Origin of the sequence: Sphingopyxis sp. (assembly GCF_019459305.1) — a bacterium.
In the GTDB taxonomy this organism is placed as follows: Bacteria; Pseudomonadota; Alphaproteobacteria; order Sphingomonadales; family Sphingomonadaceae; genus Sphingopyxis.
Map to the genome: position 1 here is coordinate 73024 of NZ_JAIBES010000129.1, position 17689 is coordinate 90712.

General features: G+C 62.6%; 12 protein-coding genes and 1 pseudogene. 11 read left to right on the plus strand and 2 right to left on the minus strand.

The genetic code is table 11. The annotated features are described in order from the left end of the window. Nucleotides 1-3 precede the first annotated feature (3 nt). The 4 genes and pseudogenes from K0M74_RS15310 to K0M74_RS15325 form a co-directional block, all read left to right on the plus strand. Nucleotides 4-1254: an acetyl-CoA C-acetyltransferase gene (locus K0M74_RS15310; RefSeq protein WP_293974305.1), complete on the plus strand. Its 1251-nt coding sequence runs from the start codon at nucleotides 4-6 to the stop codon at nucleotides 1252-1254. Between the two features lie 181 nt (nucleotides 1255-1435). Continuing rightward, the gene (locus K0M74_RS15315; RefSeq protein WP_293974308.1) at nucleotides 1436-1651 is read left to right on the plus strand and encodes a hypothetical protein; all 216 of its coding nucleotides are present in this window, start codon (nucleotides 1436-1438) and stop codon (nucleotides 1649-1651) included. Nucleotides 1652-1683: 32 nt separating this feature from the next. Then, entirely contained in the window at nucleotides 1684-3363 is a 1680-nt protein-coding gene (locus tag K0M74_RS15320; RefSeq protein WP_293974311.1) for an MFS transporter, read from the plus strand. 5 nt (nucleotides 3364-3368) lie between these two features. Continuing rightward, nucleotides 3369-3611: pseudogene (locus tag K0M74_RS15325) on the plus strand (transposase); the annotation flags it as partial. A gap of 172 nt (nucleotides 3612-3783) precedes the next feature. Here the strand turns inward: K0M74_RS15325 and K0M74_RS15330 are convergent. Then, nucleotides 3784-6564 (minus strand): TonB-dependent siderophore receptor, encoded by a 2781-nt coding sequence (locus K0M74_RS15330; RefSeq protein WP_293974315.1) that lies wholly within the window; start codon nucleotides 6562-6564, stop codon nucleotides 3784-3786. Between the two features lie 198 nt (nucleotides 6565-6762). Between K0M74_RS15330 and K0M74_RS15335 the strand changes: the two genes are divergently transcribed. The 7 genes from K0M74_RS15335 (at nucleotide 6763) to K0M74_RS15365 (ending at nucleotide 17294) form a co-directional block, all read left to right on the plus strand. Next, the gene (locus K0M74_RS15335) at nucleotides 6763-8646 is read left to right on the plus strand and encodes a CocE/NonD family hydrolase (protein ID WP_293974318.1); all 1884 of its coding nucleotides are present in this window, start codon (nucleotides 6763-6765) and stop codon (nucleotides 8644-8646) included. 70 nt (nucleotides 8647-8716) lie between these two features. Next, nucleotides 8717-9850, plus strand: coding sequence for a membrane dipeptidase (locus K0M74_RS15340; RefSeq protein WP_293974321.1), 1134 nt, complete (start codon nucleotides 8717-8719; stop codon nucleotides 9848-9850). Next, the gene (locus K0M74_RS15345; RefSeq protein ID WP_293974324.1) at nucleotides 9850-10890 is read left to right on the plus strand and encodes a DUF1611 domain-containing protein; all 1041 of its coding nucleotides are present in this window, start codon (nucleotides 9850-9852) and stop codon (nucleotides 10888-10890) included. Before K0M74_RS15340 ends, K0M74_RS15345 begins: the two co-directional genes overlap by 1 nt. Nucleotides 10891-10925: 35 nt before the next feature. Next, nucleotides 10926-12410 (plus strand): serine hydrolase, encoded by a 1485-nt coding sequence (locus tag K0M74_RS15350; protein ID WP_293974327.1) that lies wholly within the window; start codon nucleotides 10926-10928, stop codon nucleotides 12408-12410. A gap of 12 nt (nucleotides 12411-12422) precedes the next feature. After that, the gene (locus tag K0M74_RS15355; RefSeq protein ID WP_293974330.1) at nucleotides 12423-14372 is read left to right on the plus strand and encodes a serine hydrolase; all 1950 of its coding nucleotides are present in this window, start codon (nucleotides 12423-12425) and stop codon (nucleotides 14370-14372) included. Between the two features lie 19 nt (nucleotides 14373-14391). Beyond that, the gene (locus K0M74_RS15360; RefSeq protein ID WP_293974333.1) at nucleotides 14392-16017 is read left to right on the plus strand and encodes an amidohydrolase family protein; all 1626 of its coding nucleotides are present in this window, start codon (nucleotides 14392-14394) and stop codon (nucleotides 16015-16017) included. A gap of 101 nt (nucleotides 16018-16118) precedes the next feature. Further along, entirely contained in the window at nucleotides 16119-17294 is a 1176-nt protein-coding gene (locus K0M74_RS15365; RefSeq protein ID WP_293974336.1) for an aminotransferase class I/II-fold pyridoxal phosphate-dependent enzyme, read from the plus strand. A 106-nt stretch (nucleotides 17295-17400) separates the two neighbouring features. Here the strand turns inward: K0M74_RS15365 and K0M74_RS15370 are convergent. Next, on the minus strand, nucleotides 17401-17689 hold a 289-nt coding region (locus K0M74_RS15370), incomplete at its 5' end, for a hypothetical protein (protein ID WP_293968595.1).

The window sequence follows — 17689 nt, forward strand, 5'->3', positions numbered from 1 at the left end:
ACTATGACCGAAGCCTATATCATCGACGCTGTCCGTACGCCGCGCGGCATAGGAAAGCCCGGCAAGGGAGCGCTCTCGCATTTGCACCCGCAGCATTTGGCCGCAACCGTTCTGAAGGCGATCAAGGAGCGCAACAAGCTCGACACTGCAACGGTTGACGACGTCATATGGTCCACCTCGACGCAGCGCGGCAAACAGGGTACCGACCTCGGCCGCATGGCAGCGCTGTCGGCGGGCTATGACGTCAAGGTATCGGGCGTGACGCTCGATCGCTTTTGCGGCGGCGGCATCACATCGGTAAACCTTGCCGCAGCGGCGGTGATGAGCGGAATGGAAGACTGCGTCATCGCGGGAGGCACCGAGATGATGAGCTATACCGCGCAACTGGCCGCCGACGAGGCCAATGCCGGGATCAAGCCGTTGGGCATGGGCGCGGGCAATCCCGCACTCGACGCCATCCATCCACAATCGCACCAGGGCGTTTGCGGCGACGCGATCGCTGCCCGCGAAGGAATCAGCCGCGAAGCAGTCGACGCGCTCGCGCTCGTCAGCCAGCAGCGCGCCGACCGGGCGATCAAGGAAGGCCGCTTCGCCAGATCGGTGGTGCCGGTGTACAACGAAGACGGCAGCGTCGCGCTCGACCATGAGGAATTCCCCCGGCCAGAGACGACCGCCGAAGGCCTCGCCGGGCTCAAGGCCAGTTTCGGGGCGCTCAAGGATTTCGACCTGGGCGGCGGCGTCACTTTCGCCAAGCAGATTCAGCGCGTCTATCCCGACCTAGAATGGGAGGGTGTCCATCACGCGGGCAACAGCTCGGGCGTTGTCGATGGTGCGGCAGCCTTGCTGATCACATCAAAAGATTATGCGGACAAAAACGGCCTGAAACCGCGCGCCCGTATTGTCGCCTATGCCAATATCGGCGATGATCCGACACTGATGCTGAACGCCCCGGTGCCCGCAGCGAAGAAGGTGCTCGAAAAGGCCGGTCTGACCAAGGACGATATCGACGTCTGGGAAATCAACGAGGCCTTCTCGGTCGTCGCCGAGAAATTCATTCGCGATCTCGATCTCGATCGAGAGAAGGTGAATATCAACGGCGGTGCGATGGCGCTCGGCCATCCGATCGGCGCCACCGGCTCGATCCTGATCGGCACCGCGCTCGACGAACTTGAGCGTTCGGGCGGTCGCTACGGTCTGGTGACAATGTGCGCCGCCGGAGGAATGGCGCCCGCCATCGTGATCGAGCGCATCTAGTCGCCGTCCGTTGATACTGGAAGCGGGCCGTGAAATCGGAGGATGTCGTTGAGTATCGCCAAGATGGGATGCCGCGGCGCGCGAGCGTCGCCGAACGCTGAACTTCGTCGGCGTGGGCGTACATGCGACCGCTGTCAGATCGATTCAGCTTTTTTGCGAGGATTTGTTGAACGTGGGCGTATTGAGTGCCGATGGCCTGGATCACATCAAAGAGGCGATCTGCTCTGAACTCGCCATCGGGAAGTGCGCCCCGGTGTCCGATCAACGCGAATTTGACGATATCCCAAGGCGCCGGATCCACGCCGTGTTTCATATCGCACCCGGCGAACCTCCTCGGGACAATCCGTGCACGCTCGACGATTTCGAGGATGCTCTTGGCGAATATCACGCCGCTTGACCGGCCGGCGAAACGGACGTCGGGAGGCGATTGTGACTGACCCAACCCTCGCACGCAAAACCGAAACGGCGCGGGCGGTCTCGATCGGCGAGCCACTCCGAACGCCGCTGTTTCGCCGCATCTGGCTCGCAAGTCTTCTCTCCAACCTCGGCCTGCTTATTCAGGGCGTAGGCGCGGCTTGGGCAATGACCGAACTGACATCTGCTGCCGATATGGTGGCGCTGGTTCAGACTGCCTTGATGCTGCCGATCTTGCTCCTGTCGATCATGGCGGGCGCAATCGCCGATATGTACGATCGCCGCAAAGTTGGATTGATCGCGCTTTCGATCTCCCTTCTCGCTGCCGCTGGGCTCACCGCACTCACCGCCATCGACATGCTGACACCCTGGCTTCTTTTGGCCTCGTGTTTTGCGATCGGCACCGGCATGGCTCTATTCGGACCGGCTTGGCAAGCCTCCGTCTCCGAGCAGGTTCCCGCTCACACGCTTCCGCAGGCCGTCGCGCTGAACTCGATCAGTTACAATATCGCGCGCAGCTTTGGTCCGGCGATAGGCGGGGTGATTGTCGCGACTGCCGGTGCAGTTGCCGCCTTTGCCGCAAATGCATTCCTGTACGTCCCGCTGCTGATTGTCCTCCTGCTTTGGCGCCGCAACCACGTTCCGCCGCGGCTTCCCGCCGAGCGCATCGATCGAGCCATGGCATCGGGTTTACGTTACATCCTCCATTCACCGTCGATCCGTACAGTTTTATGGCGGACGTTTTTCACCGGCGTAGCAGGCGGATCCATATCGGCGCTGATGCCGATTATAGCGCGCGATAACCTTGGCGGCGGTGCGCAAACCTACGGCTTGATCTTGGGAGCATTTGGCGTCGGCGCCGTTGCGGGCGCTCTTACTATTGGAGCGATTCGTCATCGCGTGTCGGGCGAGGCGGCCGTCAGTTTTTCAGCTGTTATCATGGCGGTGGGCATTGCGATCGTCGCTCTGAGCGGATCGATCGTCCTGACGGCAGTTGCCCTGCTCGCTACTGGCGCCGCATGGATGGTCAGCATAACCTTATTCAATATCGGCGTTCAGTTGGCGGCGCCACGCTGGGTCGCGGGACGGGCTCTCGCCGGTTTTCAGGCGGCCATTGCTGGCGGAGTGGCCATCGGCAGCTGGTTTTGGGGGCATATTGCACAGGACCATGATGTCGCGACGGCGCTACTTATGTCCGCCGGCACAATGGCGGCCAGCCCCCTGCTCGCCCTATGGCTCCGTATGCCGCCCGGCGAACAGAGCGGTCAGGATGGTGTCGAGCAAGCCGCGCCTGATGCCAAGCTTGCACTGACTGCCCGCAGCGGTCCCATCGTCGTCGAAATCGAATATCGCGTTGCCACGAGCGAAGCGCGCGATTTCTATGGTGCCATGCAGAAGGTCGGACGTACCCGGAATCGCAATGGCGCCTATAGTTGGTCAATCGCGCGTGACATTGTCGATCCGGAGTTGTGGACCGAAAGGTTCCACTGCCCAACGTGGCTCGACTATCTTCGTCATCGCAGCCGATATACGGTTGCCGAACTGGCGCTGCAAACGGAAGCGGAAGCTTTTCACCAAAGCGCCGAACCAATGCGCGTCCGCCGGATGCTGGAACGACCATTCGGATCGGTTCGCTGGAAGGATGACGCGCCAGATCAAGGCAATAACGAAGTCTTGCCCATCATGTCTGCCTAGGCAGCAGAAAGCACCGCACCAAGTTGCATTCAAACAACCCAATCGAGCGACTCAATGGCGAGATCGATGGGCGCACCGACGTCGTCGGCATCTTCCCCAATGAGGCGGCGATTACGCGACTCGTCGGCGCCATCCTGCTGGAACAAAATGATGAATGGGCGGTCCAGCGTTGCCGCAACATGACCCTTGAGAGCATCTCGGGATTAAGCGATAATGGCATCTTCACGTTGCCCGCCATGGCAGCATGATCAAGCCGGCTTGGCCGGAGATCGCTAAGGCTGCGCCGGCGAACCTACACCATCAAATGGGACACGACCCCCGCAGGGAAGCGGTGAACGACTAGCAGGGACGCTACTCGCTACCCGCTTCCCCTACCTTCTGCGAGGCAATTGGGATTGAACCGGATAGTTGCCGACGAAGCTAGAAATTGACCCGCGCACCAACGGTAAGATATGTTCCAACGACATCGTACAACGTGCTGTTGACGGTGATGAGCGGCGGTTTGCGGTCGAAAACATTGTTGACGTTGCCGAACAGCATGAAGCGATCGTCGATCTTGAAGCGTGCCCCAAGATCCACATAGGTCCGCGAAGCGATCTTGTTGTTGATCAGGGTCGTGCGCGTCCGGTCAAAATTGCCGCCGTCGATATAGCGGGCACGGATGTCGAAGCCGAGGTTGGCATCCTCATAAGTTGCGCTGAGCGTTCCGCGCCATTTGGGCGTGGCGCGCAGGACCGAGTCTCCGACGTCGCCCGCCGTTTCGACGCGGCTGAGGCCGGTATCGAACACCAGTTTGTCAACGTAGGTCGCCAGCGCACGAATGCGGATGCTGCCTGGCAGGCCGGCACCGACATTCGACAGGCTGGTGACATAAGATGCCTCCATATCGAACCCACTGGTCTCGAAGCTCGCAATATTCTGCTGGTTGGCGGCGACCTGCACGACCGTTCCCGTCGCATCGCGTGTGATCCGATCGCACGCTGCGGCACTGCCACGCACACAAGCGAGCGTCAGGTTCGAGCCGTTCAGCGCCGTGATCGCACCGTCGATCTTGATCTTGTAATAGTCGACCGAGGCGCTGAAACCGCGCAGATAAGACGGCGAATAGGTCGCGCCGATTGATGTTGTATAGCTCACTTCGGGCACCAGATCGGGGTTGCCGCCGGTGAAGGTCGTCACGGTGGACGGCGTCGGATTATAGGCCGGGTTGGCTGCGGCACGGCCAGCCCTGTCCTGATCGTTGAGCGGCCCGATGTTGATCGAGCGGACCGCGAAAAGCTCGCCGACGCTTGGCGAACGAATATCCCGCGAACGCGTTGCGCGCAGCAGCAGATCGTTGAACAAGCGCGCGGTGCCGCCAGCTTTCCATGTCCAGATGCCGCCGCTGGTGCTGTAGTCGGAATAGCGCGCCGCGCCGCTGAGGTCGATTTCGACCGCATTTTCAAGTTTGAGCAGCGGCAGCAGGAGTTCGCCGAACGCTTCCTTCACGTTGAACCCTCCTGACGTCGGCGTCGAAAAGACGAGAATGCCGAAGTTGCCGGCGTTCGCCACCGTGAAGTCGTCGCGCGATGAGATCTGTTCTTCCCAGCGCGCCTCTGCACCAAGCGCCAAGGTCACCGGGCCAGCCCACAAGGAAAAGAGATCGCCCTGAATTTCGGCCCCGGCAGAATCGAGCTTGGTCGTCCCGAAGGCCTGCTGCGTTCCCGTGAAATAGGCGCGCGCTTCGGGCGACGCGTTCAATGCCCCAAAGGGATTGAGCGGCCGGCACGCGGCATCGTCGTTCGCCGGATTGGCGTCGATATTGATGCCGCAGACAATTTGCCCGCCGCTCGACACCGCATTGACCGAATTATTGAACTGCCGGACCAGGCGCGAGTTGCCCATGGCCTGTTCGCTGTCGACCTCGCCATGGCTGTACCACGCTTTGTAACGGAAGCCGTTGCCGAACGTCCCGTCGACGCCAATTGCGGCTTCCTTGCTCACGCGCAGGCCGCGGAACTGCAATTGCAGAATGTCGTTGAAATAGCGTCCGAAGGTGAAGCTGGTCTCGCCCGCGGCGGCGAGTTGATCGCGGATCGCGGTGGACAAATAGGGGTTGTTCGCCTGGATCGTCAAATAGGGCAGACCGAGCGCGCCACCGACCGTATAGTCGCCGAAGAACGGGGCGTTCGACAGCGCGCGGGCATAGCTGCCATCGACCCAGAAGGTCGCATCGCCCACTTCATAGCTTAGCCGGGCATAGGTGCTCAGCCGTTCGAAAGGCGAGGAGGCGGGGATAGTGTCGTATAGATTGATGCCGTCCTCGCCGCCGACCATCCGCAGCGGGAAGGCACCTGCACCGACGCTGGTGCCGCGGCGGAAAGCGCGCAGCGTCCCATCGGGATTGAAGGTCTGTCCGGCCAGAACGCCGCTGGTGATCAGACCGCCCAGCGTGACGTTCCCGAAGTTCACGTCGTTCACCAATTCCGAGCCCGTGCCCGACGGAATGAAATCGGGGCTGTTGAGGTTGGGCCGGGTACTCCGGTCGATCACGCCGGCGTCTTTGACAAATTCCCCGCCGATTATGAATTGACCGCGTCCGTCGGCAAAGCTGGTGCCGAATTTTGCATCAAAGCCATAGCGGAACCCGTCGCCACGCGACGATATGCCGACATTTCCGCCAATCGACAGACCGTCATAATCCTTGTCGAGAATGATGTTGACGACGCCCGCGACCGCGCCCGAACCCCAGGCCGCCGAAGCACCGCCAGTCACGACCTCGACGCGCTCGACCAGGTTTGTCGGAATGAAATTCAGATTGCCCTCGCCCACGAAGCGGCGGCCGTCGAGCAGCACCAGCGTGCGGTTGGAACCCAGGCCGCGCATATCGACGGGCGCGGTACCGGTCGACGTATTGCCGTTCGATACGCTCGGCGTGGTCGTGGGGCGGATTTGGGGAAGGTCGTTCAGAACCTGCTGGATGTTCGGACGCGCGCCCAGGCGCAAGTCCTCATCGCCGATCACCGTGGTGGGCGTCGGCTGATCGAACCCGGCACGTGCGATGCGCGATCCTGTAACAAGGATCTCTTCGTCTGCCGAAGCCGCCGTCTCGGACGCCGTCTGCGCCGCTGCCGGCATTGCGAGCATCAAACCGATGGCGAGCGCCGCGCTGCTGCTACTCCGAGCGAACCGGAAACCGGCCTTGTCACTATCTTTACGCATCTCATCCGCCCCTTGTGCTGGGCCGCTCGTTGGCAGCCGACCCTGTGTCTGTTTCAAGAAACTGCCATAATGTCCTATTCAGGACAACATATTTCTTAAGCGAGAAAATAGGCCCATAATTGACAAGGTGCGTTTGTTGCGGTCTTTAATGCCCTCGGTGTCGAATCGGACCCGAAAACCGGGATGACGGAGTTGCTGATGTCGCGCTTGGGCTCGCCGCTGATCTTGTGTCTCGCCGCTGCCGTGGCGCAGCCGGCATCCGCGCAGGATCTGTCGAAATATACCCCGCAGGCCTTGGAGAGCGAGCTCACCACAACCGCTGATCCGCGGATCGCGGTAATGGTGCCGATGCGCGACGGGGTTCGGCTATCGACCAACATCTACACGCCCAAGAACGCTTCCGGTCGCTTGCCCGTGATCCTGTGGAAGACGCCTTACAACGAGCACAAGCTGCGCGGATCGACGCAGCGCTATGCGATTGAGGCGGTGCGGCGCGGCTATATCTTCATCGTCCAGAACGAACGCGGGCGGTATTTCTCCGAAGGCAAATACGAGATTCTCGGCAAGCCCCAGACCGACGGTTACGATACGCTGAGCTGGATCGCGGCACAGGACTGGTCAAACGGCAAGATCGGCACGCTCGGCTGCTCGTCCTCGGCCGAATGGCAACTCGCACTCGCCGCGCAGAACCATCCCTCGCATGCGGCGATGGTGCCGATGGCGGCGGGCGCCGGGATCGGCAAGGTCGGGCGGTTTCAGGAACAGGGAAATTGGTACACCGGCGGCGTACCGCGCAGCCTGTTCTTCGTCTGGCTCTATGGCGTCGACAATCCGGTCCGCGCCCAGCTTCCCGCCGACATCGATGAGGTAACGCGCGCACGGGCGACGCTCAACAATGACCTCGCCGCGACCAAGCCCTCGGTCGATTGGGCCAAGCACATCAAATCGCTGCCCATTGCGAACCTGCTTTCCAGCCTGGGTGAACCGCCGCAGACGTTCGACACCCTGATCGCCCGCACGCCCGCCAATCCGGCATGGCGCGAAGGCGGACTTTATCACGATGACATGGGCTGGGGCGTCCCCGCGCTGTGGTTCAACAGCTGGTATGACGTGTCGATCGGCCCTAATCTCGAGCTGTTCAATCACGCGCGCGCAAGCACCGAGGATGCGGAGGCGGCCGCCAATCAATATGTCGTCATCGCGCCCGTTACCCACTGCGGCTATGCCCGGCTGGGCAAGGACACAGTCGTCGGCGAGCGTTCGATGGGCGACACCAGCTTCGACGTCGACGGCGCGGTCTTCGGCTGGTTCGATCGCTGGCTGAAGGGAAACAAAATGGCGTTTCCCGATTCAACGCCGCATGTTCGCTATTTCGCGATGGGCGCAAACCAGTGGAAGAACAGCGAGAGCTGGCCGCCAAAAAATGTCCGCCCGCTCCGCTTCTACCTCAGCAGTAACGGCGATGCGAACAGCCTCTATGGCGGCGGCAAATTGGTTGCGGAAGCGCCGACCACCGGGACCGCCGATCGTTTCCGATACGATCCGATGAACCCCGTGCCCACGGTCGGCGGCGGCGATTGCTGCAACGGCGGCATCGTGATTCCCGGCGCGTTCGATCAGCGCGGCGTGGAGGCGCGCAACGATGTGCTCGTCTATTCGAGCGAACCGCTGGAAAATGCGGTCGAGGTCAGCGGCTTTGTCGATGCGGTGCTTCAGGTTTCCTCCAGCGCCCCCGACACCGATTTCGCGGTCAAGCTGGTCGATGTCGCGCCAGATGGTACCGCCTGGATCATCGGGGATACGATCTTTCGGGCGCGCTACCGGAACAGTTTCGACAAACCGGCGATGATGCAGCCGGGCCAGGTTTACACGATCAAACCGTCGCCGATCGCGACCAGCATCCGCTTCGGCAAGGGACATCGCATCCGCATCGAAGTGACATCGTCGAACTTTCCCAAGTTCGTGCGCAACCTCAACACCGGCGGCGCCAACGAGACCGAGAGCAAGGGGCAGAGCGCCGACAACATCGTCCACCACGGGCCGGGACACCTGTCCTATGTCGAGTTACCGGTGGTGAGGTGAATCAAACCGCTTGATGTTTCTGATTAGGATTATATGATCCTAATTTGAAAACACCTCAGGGGGAGCTTCCATGCAATTGTCTCGTCGCCGGGCGCTATGCGTCGTCGCTGGTACGGCGCTCGCCGCCCCCCATATCGCGCGGGCCGCCTTCCAGGTCAGCCCCTTCAGCGGCAAAACCTATTCAAAGCGCGCGGTCGAACTCGTCAAAAGCTCGGTGGTCGTCGACATGCTCGCGCCGATCAAGATCGATTTTGATCCGTCCTTTTACGCCAAGCCGATGAGCGAGCAGATGGCCGCCGATTTTCGCGCTAGCGGCCTCAGTGCAATCCACCATGCCGTCGGCATCGGCGGCCCGACAGCGAAAGAACAGGCGCTCAGCTTCTTCGCCATCTGGGGCAATTATGTCGCGCGCAACAGCGACGTGCTGACCGGTGTCGATACGTTTGCCGACATCCTCGACGCCAAAAAGAATGGCAAGGTCGCGGTGATCATGGGGCTGCAGAATGCCGATCATTTCCTGCGTCCCGCCGATGTGAAAAGCTTTTACGAGCTGGGGCAGCGCTGTGCGCAGGTCACCTATAATTCGCAGAACCGTATCGGGTCGGGATCGACCGACCGGGTCGACGGCGGGGTTAGCGATTTCGGCGTGTCGATCATTGAGGCGATGAATGCGGTCGGCATGCTGGTCGATGTCTCGCACAGCGGCGACCGCACGACGCTCGATGCGATCGAAATTTCTAAAAAACCCATTTCGATCACGCACAGCAACTGCCGTGCCCTGATCGATCACCCGCGCGTCAAAACCGACGCAGCGATCGAGGCGATGGCGGCGAAGGGCGGGGTGATGGGAATCACCGGTGTTCGCAATTTCGTGAGCAAGACTGACCCGACGACGATCGTGAATTACGCCGACCATATCGATCATGTCGTCAAGTTGGTCGGTATCGACCATGTCGGCATCGGGACCGATGCCGACCTCTATGGCTATGACGACACTTCGCCCGAGATGAACAAGATGCTGCGCGGCGCCTACAAGGACAGCTATGCGTTTCGCGAAAAAATCGACATCGACGGCTTCGATCATCCGCTCAAGATGTTCGATCTGACCGAAGAACTGATCCGCCGCGGCTATTCCGACGCCAATATCCGCGCTGTGCTCGGCGGCAACTTCCAGCGGCTGCTGACCGCGACATGGGGCGGCTGATGAACGCGCCAGCGGAACGCATGGTGGGCACTTTATTGCTGCCGCAACCCTATGTCCTTTTTCTGGGCGACGTGACGATCGCGGGCTATGCCAAGACCGCGTTCGGGCTGCGCGACTGGGCGGCCGAAAAATGTGTCGGCGAAATCCGGCTCGATGGCGCCACGGTCACCACCGGTCTGGACGAAATGACCGCGGCGGAAGCGCAATCGCGCGGCGCGCGCGCCCTGCTGATCGGCGTCGCCAATCCGGGCGGCGTCATTCCGGCAAGCTGGCGCGCTTCGCTGGTCGAAGCGCTGGAGGCTGGCCTCGATCTGATCGCCGGCATGCATATGCGACTTTCCGACATCCCGGAACTGGCCACTGCCGCGCAGCGACTCGGCCGCCAGCTCATCGACGTGCGGGTGCCGCCCGCACAAATCCCGATCGCCAATGGGCGCAAGCGCAGCGGGAAGCGGCTGCTCACGGTCGGTACCGATTGCGCGCTCGGCAAAAAATACACGGCTCTGGCGCTCGCCGGTGCCTTTGCGCGGCGCGGCCTCGATGTCGATTTCCGCGCGACGGGGCAAACCGGCATCATGATCGCGGGCGGCGGCATCCCCATGGACGCAGTCATCTCCGACTTCGAGGCCGGCGCGGCAGAGATCTTGTCACCCGATGCGGCGACCGGCCATTGGGACGTGATCGAGGGGCAAGGCGCGATCACCCACCCCGCTTACGCCGGCGTGTCGCTGGGTCTGCTCCACGGCAGCCAGCCCGACGTCTTCGTCGTCTGCCATGAACCCGGCCGGACCGAGATGATTGGCACCGCCGGCTATGAACTGACGAGCATTGAAGAGATTGTCGAACTCACCCTGGTGCTCGGTCGCCGGACCAATTCCGCGATCCGTTGCGGCGGCTTTTCGTTCAACACGTCGGCGATGGGGGCGGCCGAGGCAGCCGCGCTCATGGCTACCGAAAGCCGTCGGCTCGGGCTGCCCGTGGCGGACCCGATGCGTGGTGGTGCTGCCTTCGACGCGCTTGTCGAAAGCTGCCTCGCATGACCCGCGCGCCATTCAACGATTTTACGGAGACTTGCATGACCCGTTTTCCGGCCCTGCGCCGTACCGCCCTTGCCGCCGCGCTGCTCGGCTCGATCGCCCTGACGTCCGCCGCCACGGCGCAGGCCGCCGCGGAATCCGCCTACAGCATTCCGCAGGACCGGATCGGAGGACTTGCCGATTTCGTCGATGGCGTGATGGCGCAACAGATCGCGACTCGCGAAGTCGCCGGCGCCGTCGTCACCGTCGTTTACCGCGATAAAGTTCTTTTCTCGCGCGGTTACGGATTTGCCGATGTCGACAAGGGGATTGCAGTGGACGGAGGGCAGACGCTGTTCCGGCCGGGATCGGTCTCCAAAATGTTCACCTGGACAGCCTTGCTGCAACAGGTCGAGGCAGGTCGCGTCGATCTCGACGCCGATGTGAACCGCTATCTGGATTTCAAGATCCCCGAATTCGAAGGCGAGCCGATCCGCGTGCGCGACCTGTTGTCGCACACCCCCGGGATGAGCGACGTCGGCGGGCTGACCGCCCCCACGCCCGACAAGATCACCCCCTATGTCGAATGGATGAAGACGCATATACCGACGCGCCATTGGCCGGCGGGGACCGAGACGTCTTACTCGAATTACGGCTCGGTGCTCGCAGGCTATATCGTCGAGCGCATGTCGGGAGAGGCTTTTCCCGACTATGTCGAAAAGCATATCTTCGCGCCGCTTGGCATGAATTCCACGACGTTTCGCGAACCGCTGCCCGCCGCGCTCGCGCCGCGGATGGCAACCGGTTATCAGTTCAAGGACGGACGGCTGGTCGCCGATCCATTCGAGCTGTTCAGCCCTGTAATGCCGGCGGGATCGGGAACGAGCAGCGGGTCCGACATGGCGCGCTTCATGATCGCAATGATGAACGGCGGCGCGCTGGGCAAGGCGCGCATCCTGAAGCCCGCATCGGTCAAATTGCTGATGACCGATTCGGTCGCCAACGCCCCCGGCATGCCGGGCATGGCGCACGGATTTTTTGTCGTTCGCGAAAAAGGCCCGCGCATGGTCGGTCATGGCGGCAACACCGGCGATTTCCATTCGAATATGATCCTGGCGCCCGAGGCCGGACTGGGCTTTTTCATCTCTGAAACCGGCGGCCAGGGCAGCTATGGCGGGCGCACCGAGCTGACTGAAGCGCTGATCGGCCGGTTGTTCCCGGTCACGCCCGCTCCGCGCATTGCCGCCCCCGCCGACGAAACATTGCCGCTCGGCGCCTATCGCGGCAACCGCCGCGACTATACGCGCCCGGCCAACCCCGAACGAGACCTGAAGATCGCTGCGGCAGGCGCGAATGCGGTCACGATAACCAACGAGGGCAAGACGACCTATTGGGAACGCGTCGGGCCGATGCGGTTCGAGCAGGTAACTGGCGCGCGGGCGGGCGGTCCATATGAGCAATTGCTGTTCCACGGTGCCGAAGGGCGTTGGCGCCTGTCGTTCACATCGCAGCCGCATGTCCTTTACCATTTCGTTCAGCCTTGAGGAGAAGCCACTATGAAGCTCTTGATCGCCCTTGCGCTTTCCTGCGCCCCCGTCGCGGCCCTCGCGCAAACCGTGGCCGCCGATACCCCCGGCCAGCTCACCAGCGGCGTACAATATGTCCAGCCCAAGGACTGGACCGCGTCTAGGCAGGGCTCCGCGCTCATCTTTACCTCACCCGAGGGTGATCTTCGCATCATGGTCGCCGAAATCGGCGCCGCCACCGACGCCGCGGACGCGGCGGCAAAGGCCTGGGCCGTCATCCGCCCCGGCGCGGCACCGACGCTGCGCACCAGCACCGCCGCGCCCCCAGCAGACGGCTGGGACGAACGAGTCGGCTTCGCTTACGACACCCTGCCGACCGAGCGCGCCGCGCGCTCGGCGACGGCGCTGCGCAAGGGCTCTGCCTGGACGGTCCTGGTCATCGATGGCTCGGCGGGTACCGCTGCCAAACGCTCGGCCGCCATGTCGGTGGTCGCTCAGAGCCTACGTCCGGCGGGTTTCCAGAAGGAAAGCTTTGCCGGCAAGACCGCGCACGAACTCACTCCCGAGCGCATCAAGCTGCTCACTGACTTTATCGAGCAGAGCCGTCAGGAACTCGAAGTCCCCGGCGTCGGCTTCGCGCTGATCGATGACGGCAAGGTGCTATGGCAAGGCGGCTTCGGCGTCCGCGCACTCGGCTCGCCCGAAAAGGTCGACGAGCACACCAAGTTCATGATCGCGTCGAACACCAAGGGGATGACCACCCTCCTCCTCTCGACGCTAGCCGACGAGGGCAAGCTGCGCTGGGACGATAAGGTCGTCGATCTCTACCCCGAATTCCGCCTCGGCAACGACGAAGTCACCAAGTCGGTCGAGGTCAGGCATCTGATCTGCGCCTGCACCGGCCTGCCGCGCAAAGACTTCGGCTTCATCCTCGCCGACAAGGGCCAGCCCGCAGCGGACACCTTCAAGCAGCTGGCTGACACGATGCCGACCAGCAAGTTCGGTGACCTGTTCCAGTATAACAACCAGCTCGCCTCGGCGGCGGGTTATGTCGGCGGGCATATCCTCTATCCAAAGATGGAGTTTGGCGCCGCCTATGACCGGGCAATGGAAGAAAAGGTCTTCGGGCCGCTCGGCATGAAGGACAGCACCTTTGACTATGCCGAGGGCATGGCCGGCAACTGGGCGGCACCGCACGGCCTCGACATCGACGGCAAGGTGACGTTGATGTCGAACGACTTCAACTGGTCGCCTTACCCCTATCGGCCCGCGGGCGCCGCCTTCTCGACTACTGCCGACATGGTCCGGTACGTCCAGCTCGAACTCGGCAAAGGCATGCTCGACGGCAAGCGCGTGGTAAGCGAGGCCAATTTGCTCGCGCGTCGCGAAAAGGGTGTCCAGGTCGGACCCGACAGCTGGTACGGCATGGGGCTGTTCCAGCGCGACGCCTCGGGCGTGCAGGTCGTCACCCACGGCGGCACGCTGGTCGGCTATCACAGCAACTGGTTTGCACTTCCCGAGTCTGGCGTCGGCCTCGTTATCCTGGTCAACAGCGATCCGGGCGCGTCGATGCTGGCGCCGACGCTCCGCCGCCTGCTCGAAATACTCTACGACGGCCAGCCCGAGGCCGCGCGCGACGTCACCGCGGCCGCGACGCGGATCGCGGCGCAGGCCAAGGCGAAGCGCGAGCGGCTGACCTTTCCTGGCGACGCTGCCGTACTGGCGGGCCTGGCTGGTCATTACCGCGATCCGACGGTGGGCCAGATTACGATCACCGAGAAGAACGGCCAGAAATGGATCAAGGCCGGCTTCGTCGAGGGACCGCTTGCTACCCGCAAGAATGCCGACGGCAGCGTCTCGATTGTCTCGGTCGGTCCCGGCAGCATCGGCGTCGATGCACTGGTCGGCACGAAGGACGGCAAGCGCACGCTCGCAATCAACGACGGCCAGCAGACCCAATATTTGTACGTCGAGAACTGAAGATTAGGGAGATTTCTACATGACCCGGCCGTTCGCACTTGCCTTTTCCGCATTGCTGCTGGGGGGCGCGGCCGCGCCGCCGCCAGCAGCGTATGACATCGTCATTCGCGGCGGGCGCGTGCTCGACGGTGCGGGCAATCCCTGGATCACCGCCGATGTCGCGATCAAGGACGGCCGCATCGCGCAGGTCGGCGTGATCGCTGGCGAAGGCAAGCAGGAGATTGATGCGCGCGGGCGCTATGTCTCGCCGGGCTTCATCGACATGCTCGACCAGTCCGGGCGAACCTTGCTGCGCGACGGATCGGCGGTGAACAAGCTCAACATGGGTGTGACTACGCTGATCGCGGGCGAAGGCGGCACGGCTGTGCCTGCGGGCGAACTGGCGGGATATTTCGCGACGCTTGAAAAGCAGGGCATCGCTGTCAATTTCGGTACCTATTATGGCGCGGTCCAGGCGCGGGTAAAGGTTATGGGCGACAGCGCGGGTGCGCCGAACGAAGCGCAGCTCAGCGCGATGGAGGAAGAGGTGCGCGCCGCGATGAACGCGGGCGCTTTCGGCATTTCGTCGGCGCTCATTTATTCGCCAGCGAGTTTTCAGGCTACGAGCGATCTGGCACGACTGGCGGCGATCCCCGGCAAGTGCGGCGGCGTCTATGCGACCCATATGCGCGACGAGAGCGACAAGCTTCTCGCCGCGATCGACGAGGCCGTCGAGATCGGCGAACGCAGCGGCGCCAAGGTCGAGATCTTTCACATCAAGGCGGCCTACGCGCCGCTCTGGGGCAAGCTTATGCCGCAGGCGATCGCCCGGATCGAGGCGGCGCGGACGCGCGGCCTCGACATCGGCGCGAACATCTACCCCTATCGCGCCGGGGGCACCGGGCTCGATGTGACCATCCCGACGCACGTCTTCGCCAAGGGCCGCGAAGCCGCGCACGCGGCGCTTCGCGACCCCGCAGTGCGCGAACAACTCAAGCAGGAGCTCGCGGCCGGACCGCAGGCCGACTGGTCGAACCTTGTCCACGCCTCGGGGGGATGGAAGAACGTCGTGCTCGGGAACGCGCATAGCGATCTATATAAGCGCTTCCACGGCCAGAATTTCGCTGACATTGGCAAGGCTCTGGACAAGGATCCCGCCGACGCCGCCTGGGACATCTGGCTCGCCGCGCTTCCCGCGCGCGCGTCGGCGCTCTATTTCATGATGGATGAGAAGGATATCGACCTTGCGATGCAACAGCCCTGGGTGAGCGTCGGCACCGACGCCGCCGCAGCGGACAGCATGGCAGATCCGCAAACCGCAGGGCGGCCGCACCCGCGCTCCTACGGCACATTCCCGCGTATCATCGCCGAATATGTTAAAGCGCGCCCGGTGCTCACGCTACCCGACGCGATCCGCAAGATGACCGGCTGGCCGGCGCAGCGGCTCGGCCTCGCCGACCGCGGATTGCTGCGCGCAGGCATGCGGGCCGATATCGTGGTCTTCGACCTGGCGTCCATCAAGGACCATGCAACGTTTGATGCGCCGACTGCGGCGCCCGACGGCATCGGCGATGTGATCGTCAACGGCGTCGTCGCGCTCGCCAAGGGACAGCCGACCGGATCACGGAGCGGCAACATATTGCGCCATCCGTGCCCCAACGTCTGACCCGCATACAGCGCGAAACGATCCCGATAGAATCCGCAATGGCGTAGCTGAATAAGCCCCGCATGCTAGATTCCCAATTAAACAAGCGGAGCATTTTTGCCTTGCCGGTCAAAATAGATCCCTTTCACGCCATCTCTATCAGCCGCCTCGCGCATCGGCTTCGGGCCGAGGGTCGGTCGGTTATCCATATGGAGTTCGGTCAGCCTTCGACCGGCGCGCCCGCCGCCGCGATCGACGCCGCGCACCGCATCCTCGATACCGATGGCATGGGCTATTGGGAAAGTCCGGGACTCAAGGCGCGGATCGCGACCTATTATGGCGAAACCTATGGGGTTGCGGTTGATCCCGAACGGGTCATCCTCACTTGCGGTGCCTCGCCGGCGTTCGTCCTTGCGCTCTCCTGTCTGTTTTCACCCGGCGCCCGGATCGCTCTCGCGCGTCCGGGTTATGTGGCCTATCGCAACACCCTCAAGGCGCTTCATCTCGTCCCGGTCGAACTCGCTTGCGGCGATGCCGAGCGGTTCCAGATCACGGCTGCAGCGGTCGAACGCCTGGACCCCGCACCCGAGGGGCTGATCATCGCCAGCCCGGCCAATCCCACGGGAACGATCATTCCGCCAGAAGAACTCAAGGCGTTGGCGGACGTCTGCAAGCGCCGTGGCATCGCGCTCGTTTCGGATGAGATATATCACGGGCTCAGCTATACGCGTGCCGCGGAAAGCATGCTGCAGCACGCGCCCAATGCGCTGGTCGTCAACAGCTTCTCCAAATATTTCAGCATGGCGGGTTGGCGCCTTGGCTGGCTCATCGTCCCCGAAACCCTGATCGACGCCGCGCGCGCGCGCATGGGCAATCTGTTTCTGACGCCGCCCTCGCTCGCCCAACATGCCGGGCTGATAGCGTTCGACTGCCGCGAAGAGCTGGAAGGCCATTTGAAAACCTATGCGCGCAACCGCGAATTGCTGCTCAAGGCCCTTCCCCAAATGGGCCTGCGACGGATCGCGCCGCCCGACGGGGCGTTCTATATCTATGCGGACGTCGGACATCTCACAAACGACAGCCTAGCTTTCTGCGAGGCCCTTTTGCGCGACACGGGTGTGGCCGTGGCTCCCGGGCTGGATTTCGATCCGGTAGACGGCCACGGGTTCATTCGCCTCAGCTTCGCCGTCTCCACCGATCTGGTTGAAGAGGCGATCCGGCGTATAAAACCATGGTTTGCGGCCAGGACGCTGGATGCGGCTGGCGCGCTTCATATCGAGGAACATGCTGGCGAGTAATTGGAAAGAGCACTCCCAAAATCTGCGCTGCTGATGTTGGCCGGTTGCAGCCAGGCGGGGGTCAGGCAGGCAACTTTGCCGGCGGACATTCGCCGTCGCCGAGCCGCTAAGACGGATCGGTCGGCGGAGAGCGCAATGTGGCCGCGATCTGTGCTTCGGCCGCGGTTGCTTCCGCAATGAGCAGGCGCAGTGCCTTTGCGGTGTCTTCCAAAAGCCCGTCACCAAGAGGCCGCTCGCCATTGATGAAACGGCGAATGGCCCGCTCGTCTATGCCAAGGCGCCGCGAGAATGCAGTGGTGCCGCCAAACAATTGGACGCAATAAGCAAAATGCTCGCGTCGCTCGTCCACTGAAAATGACGCGGCCATTGCTTCCCCTTTTCGTTCGCTGCCGGCG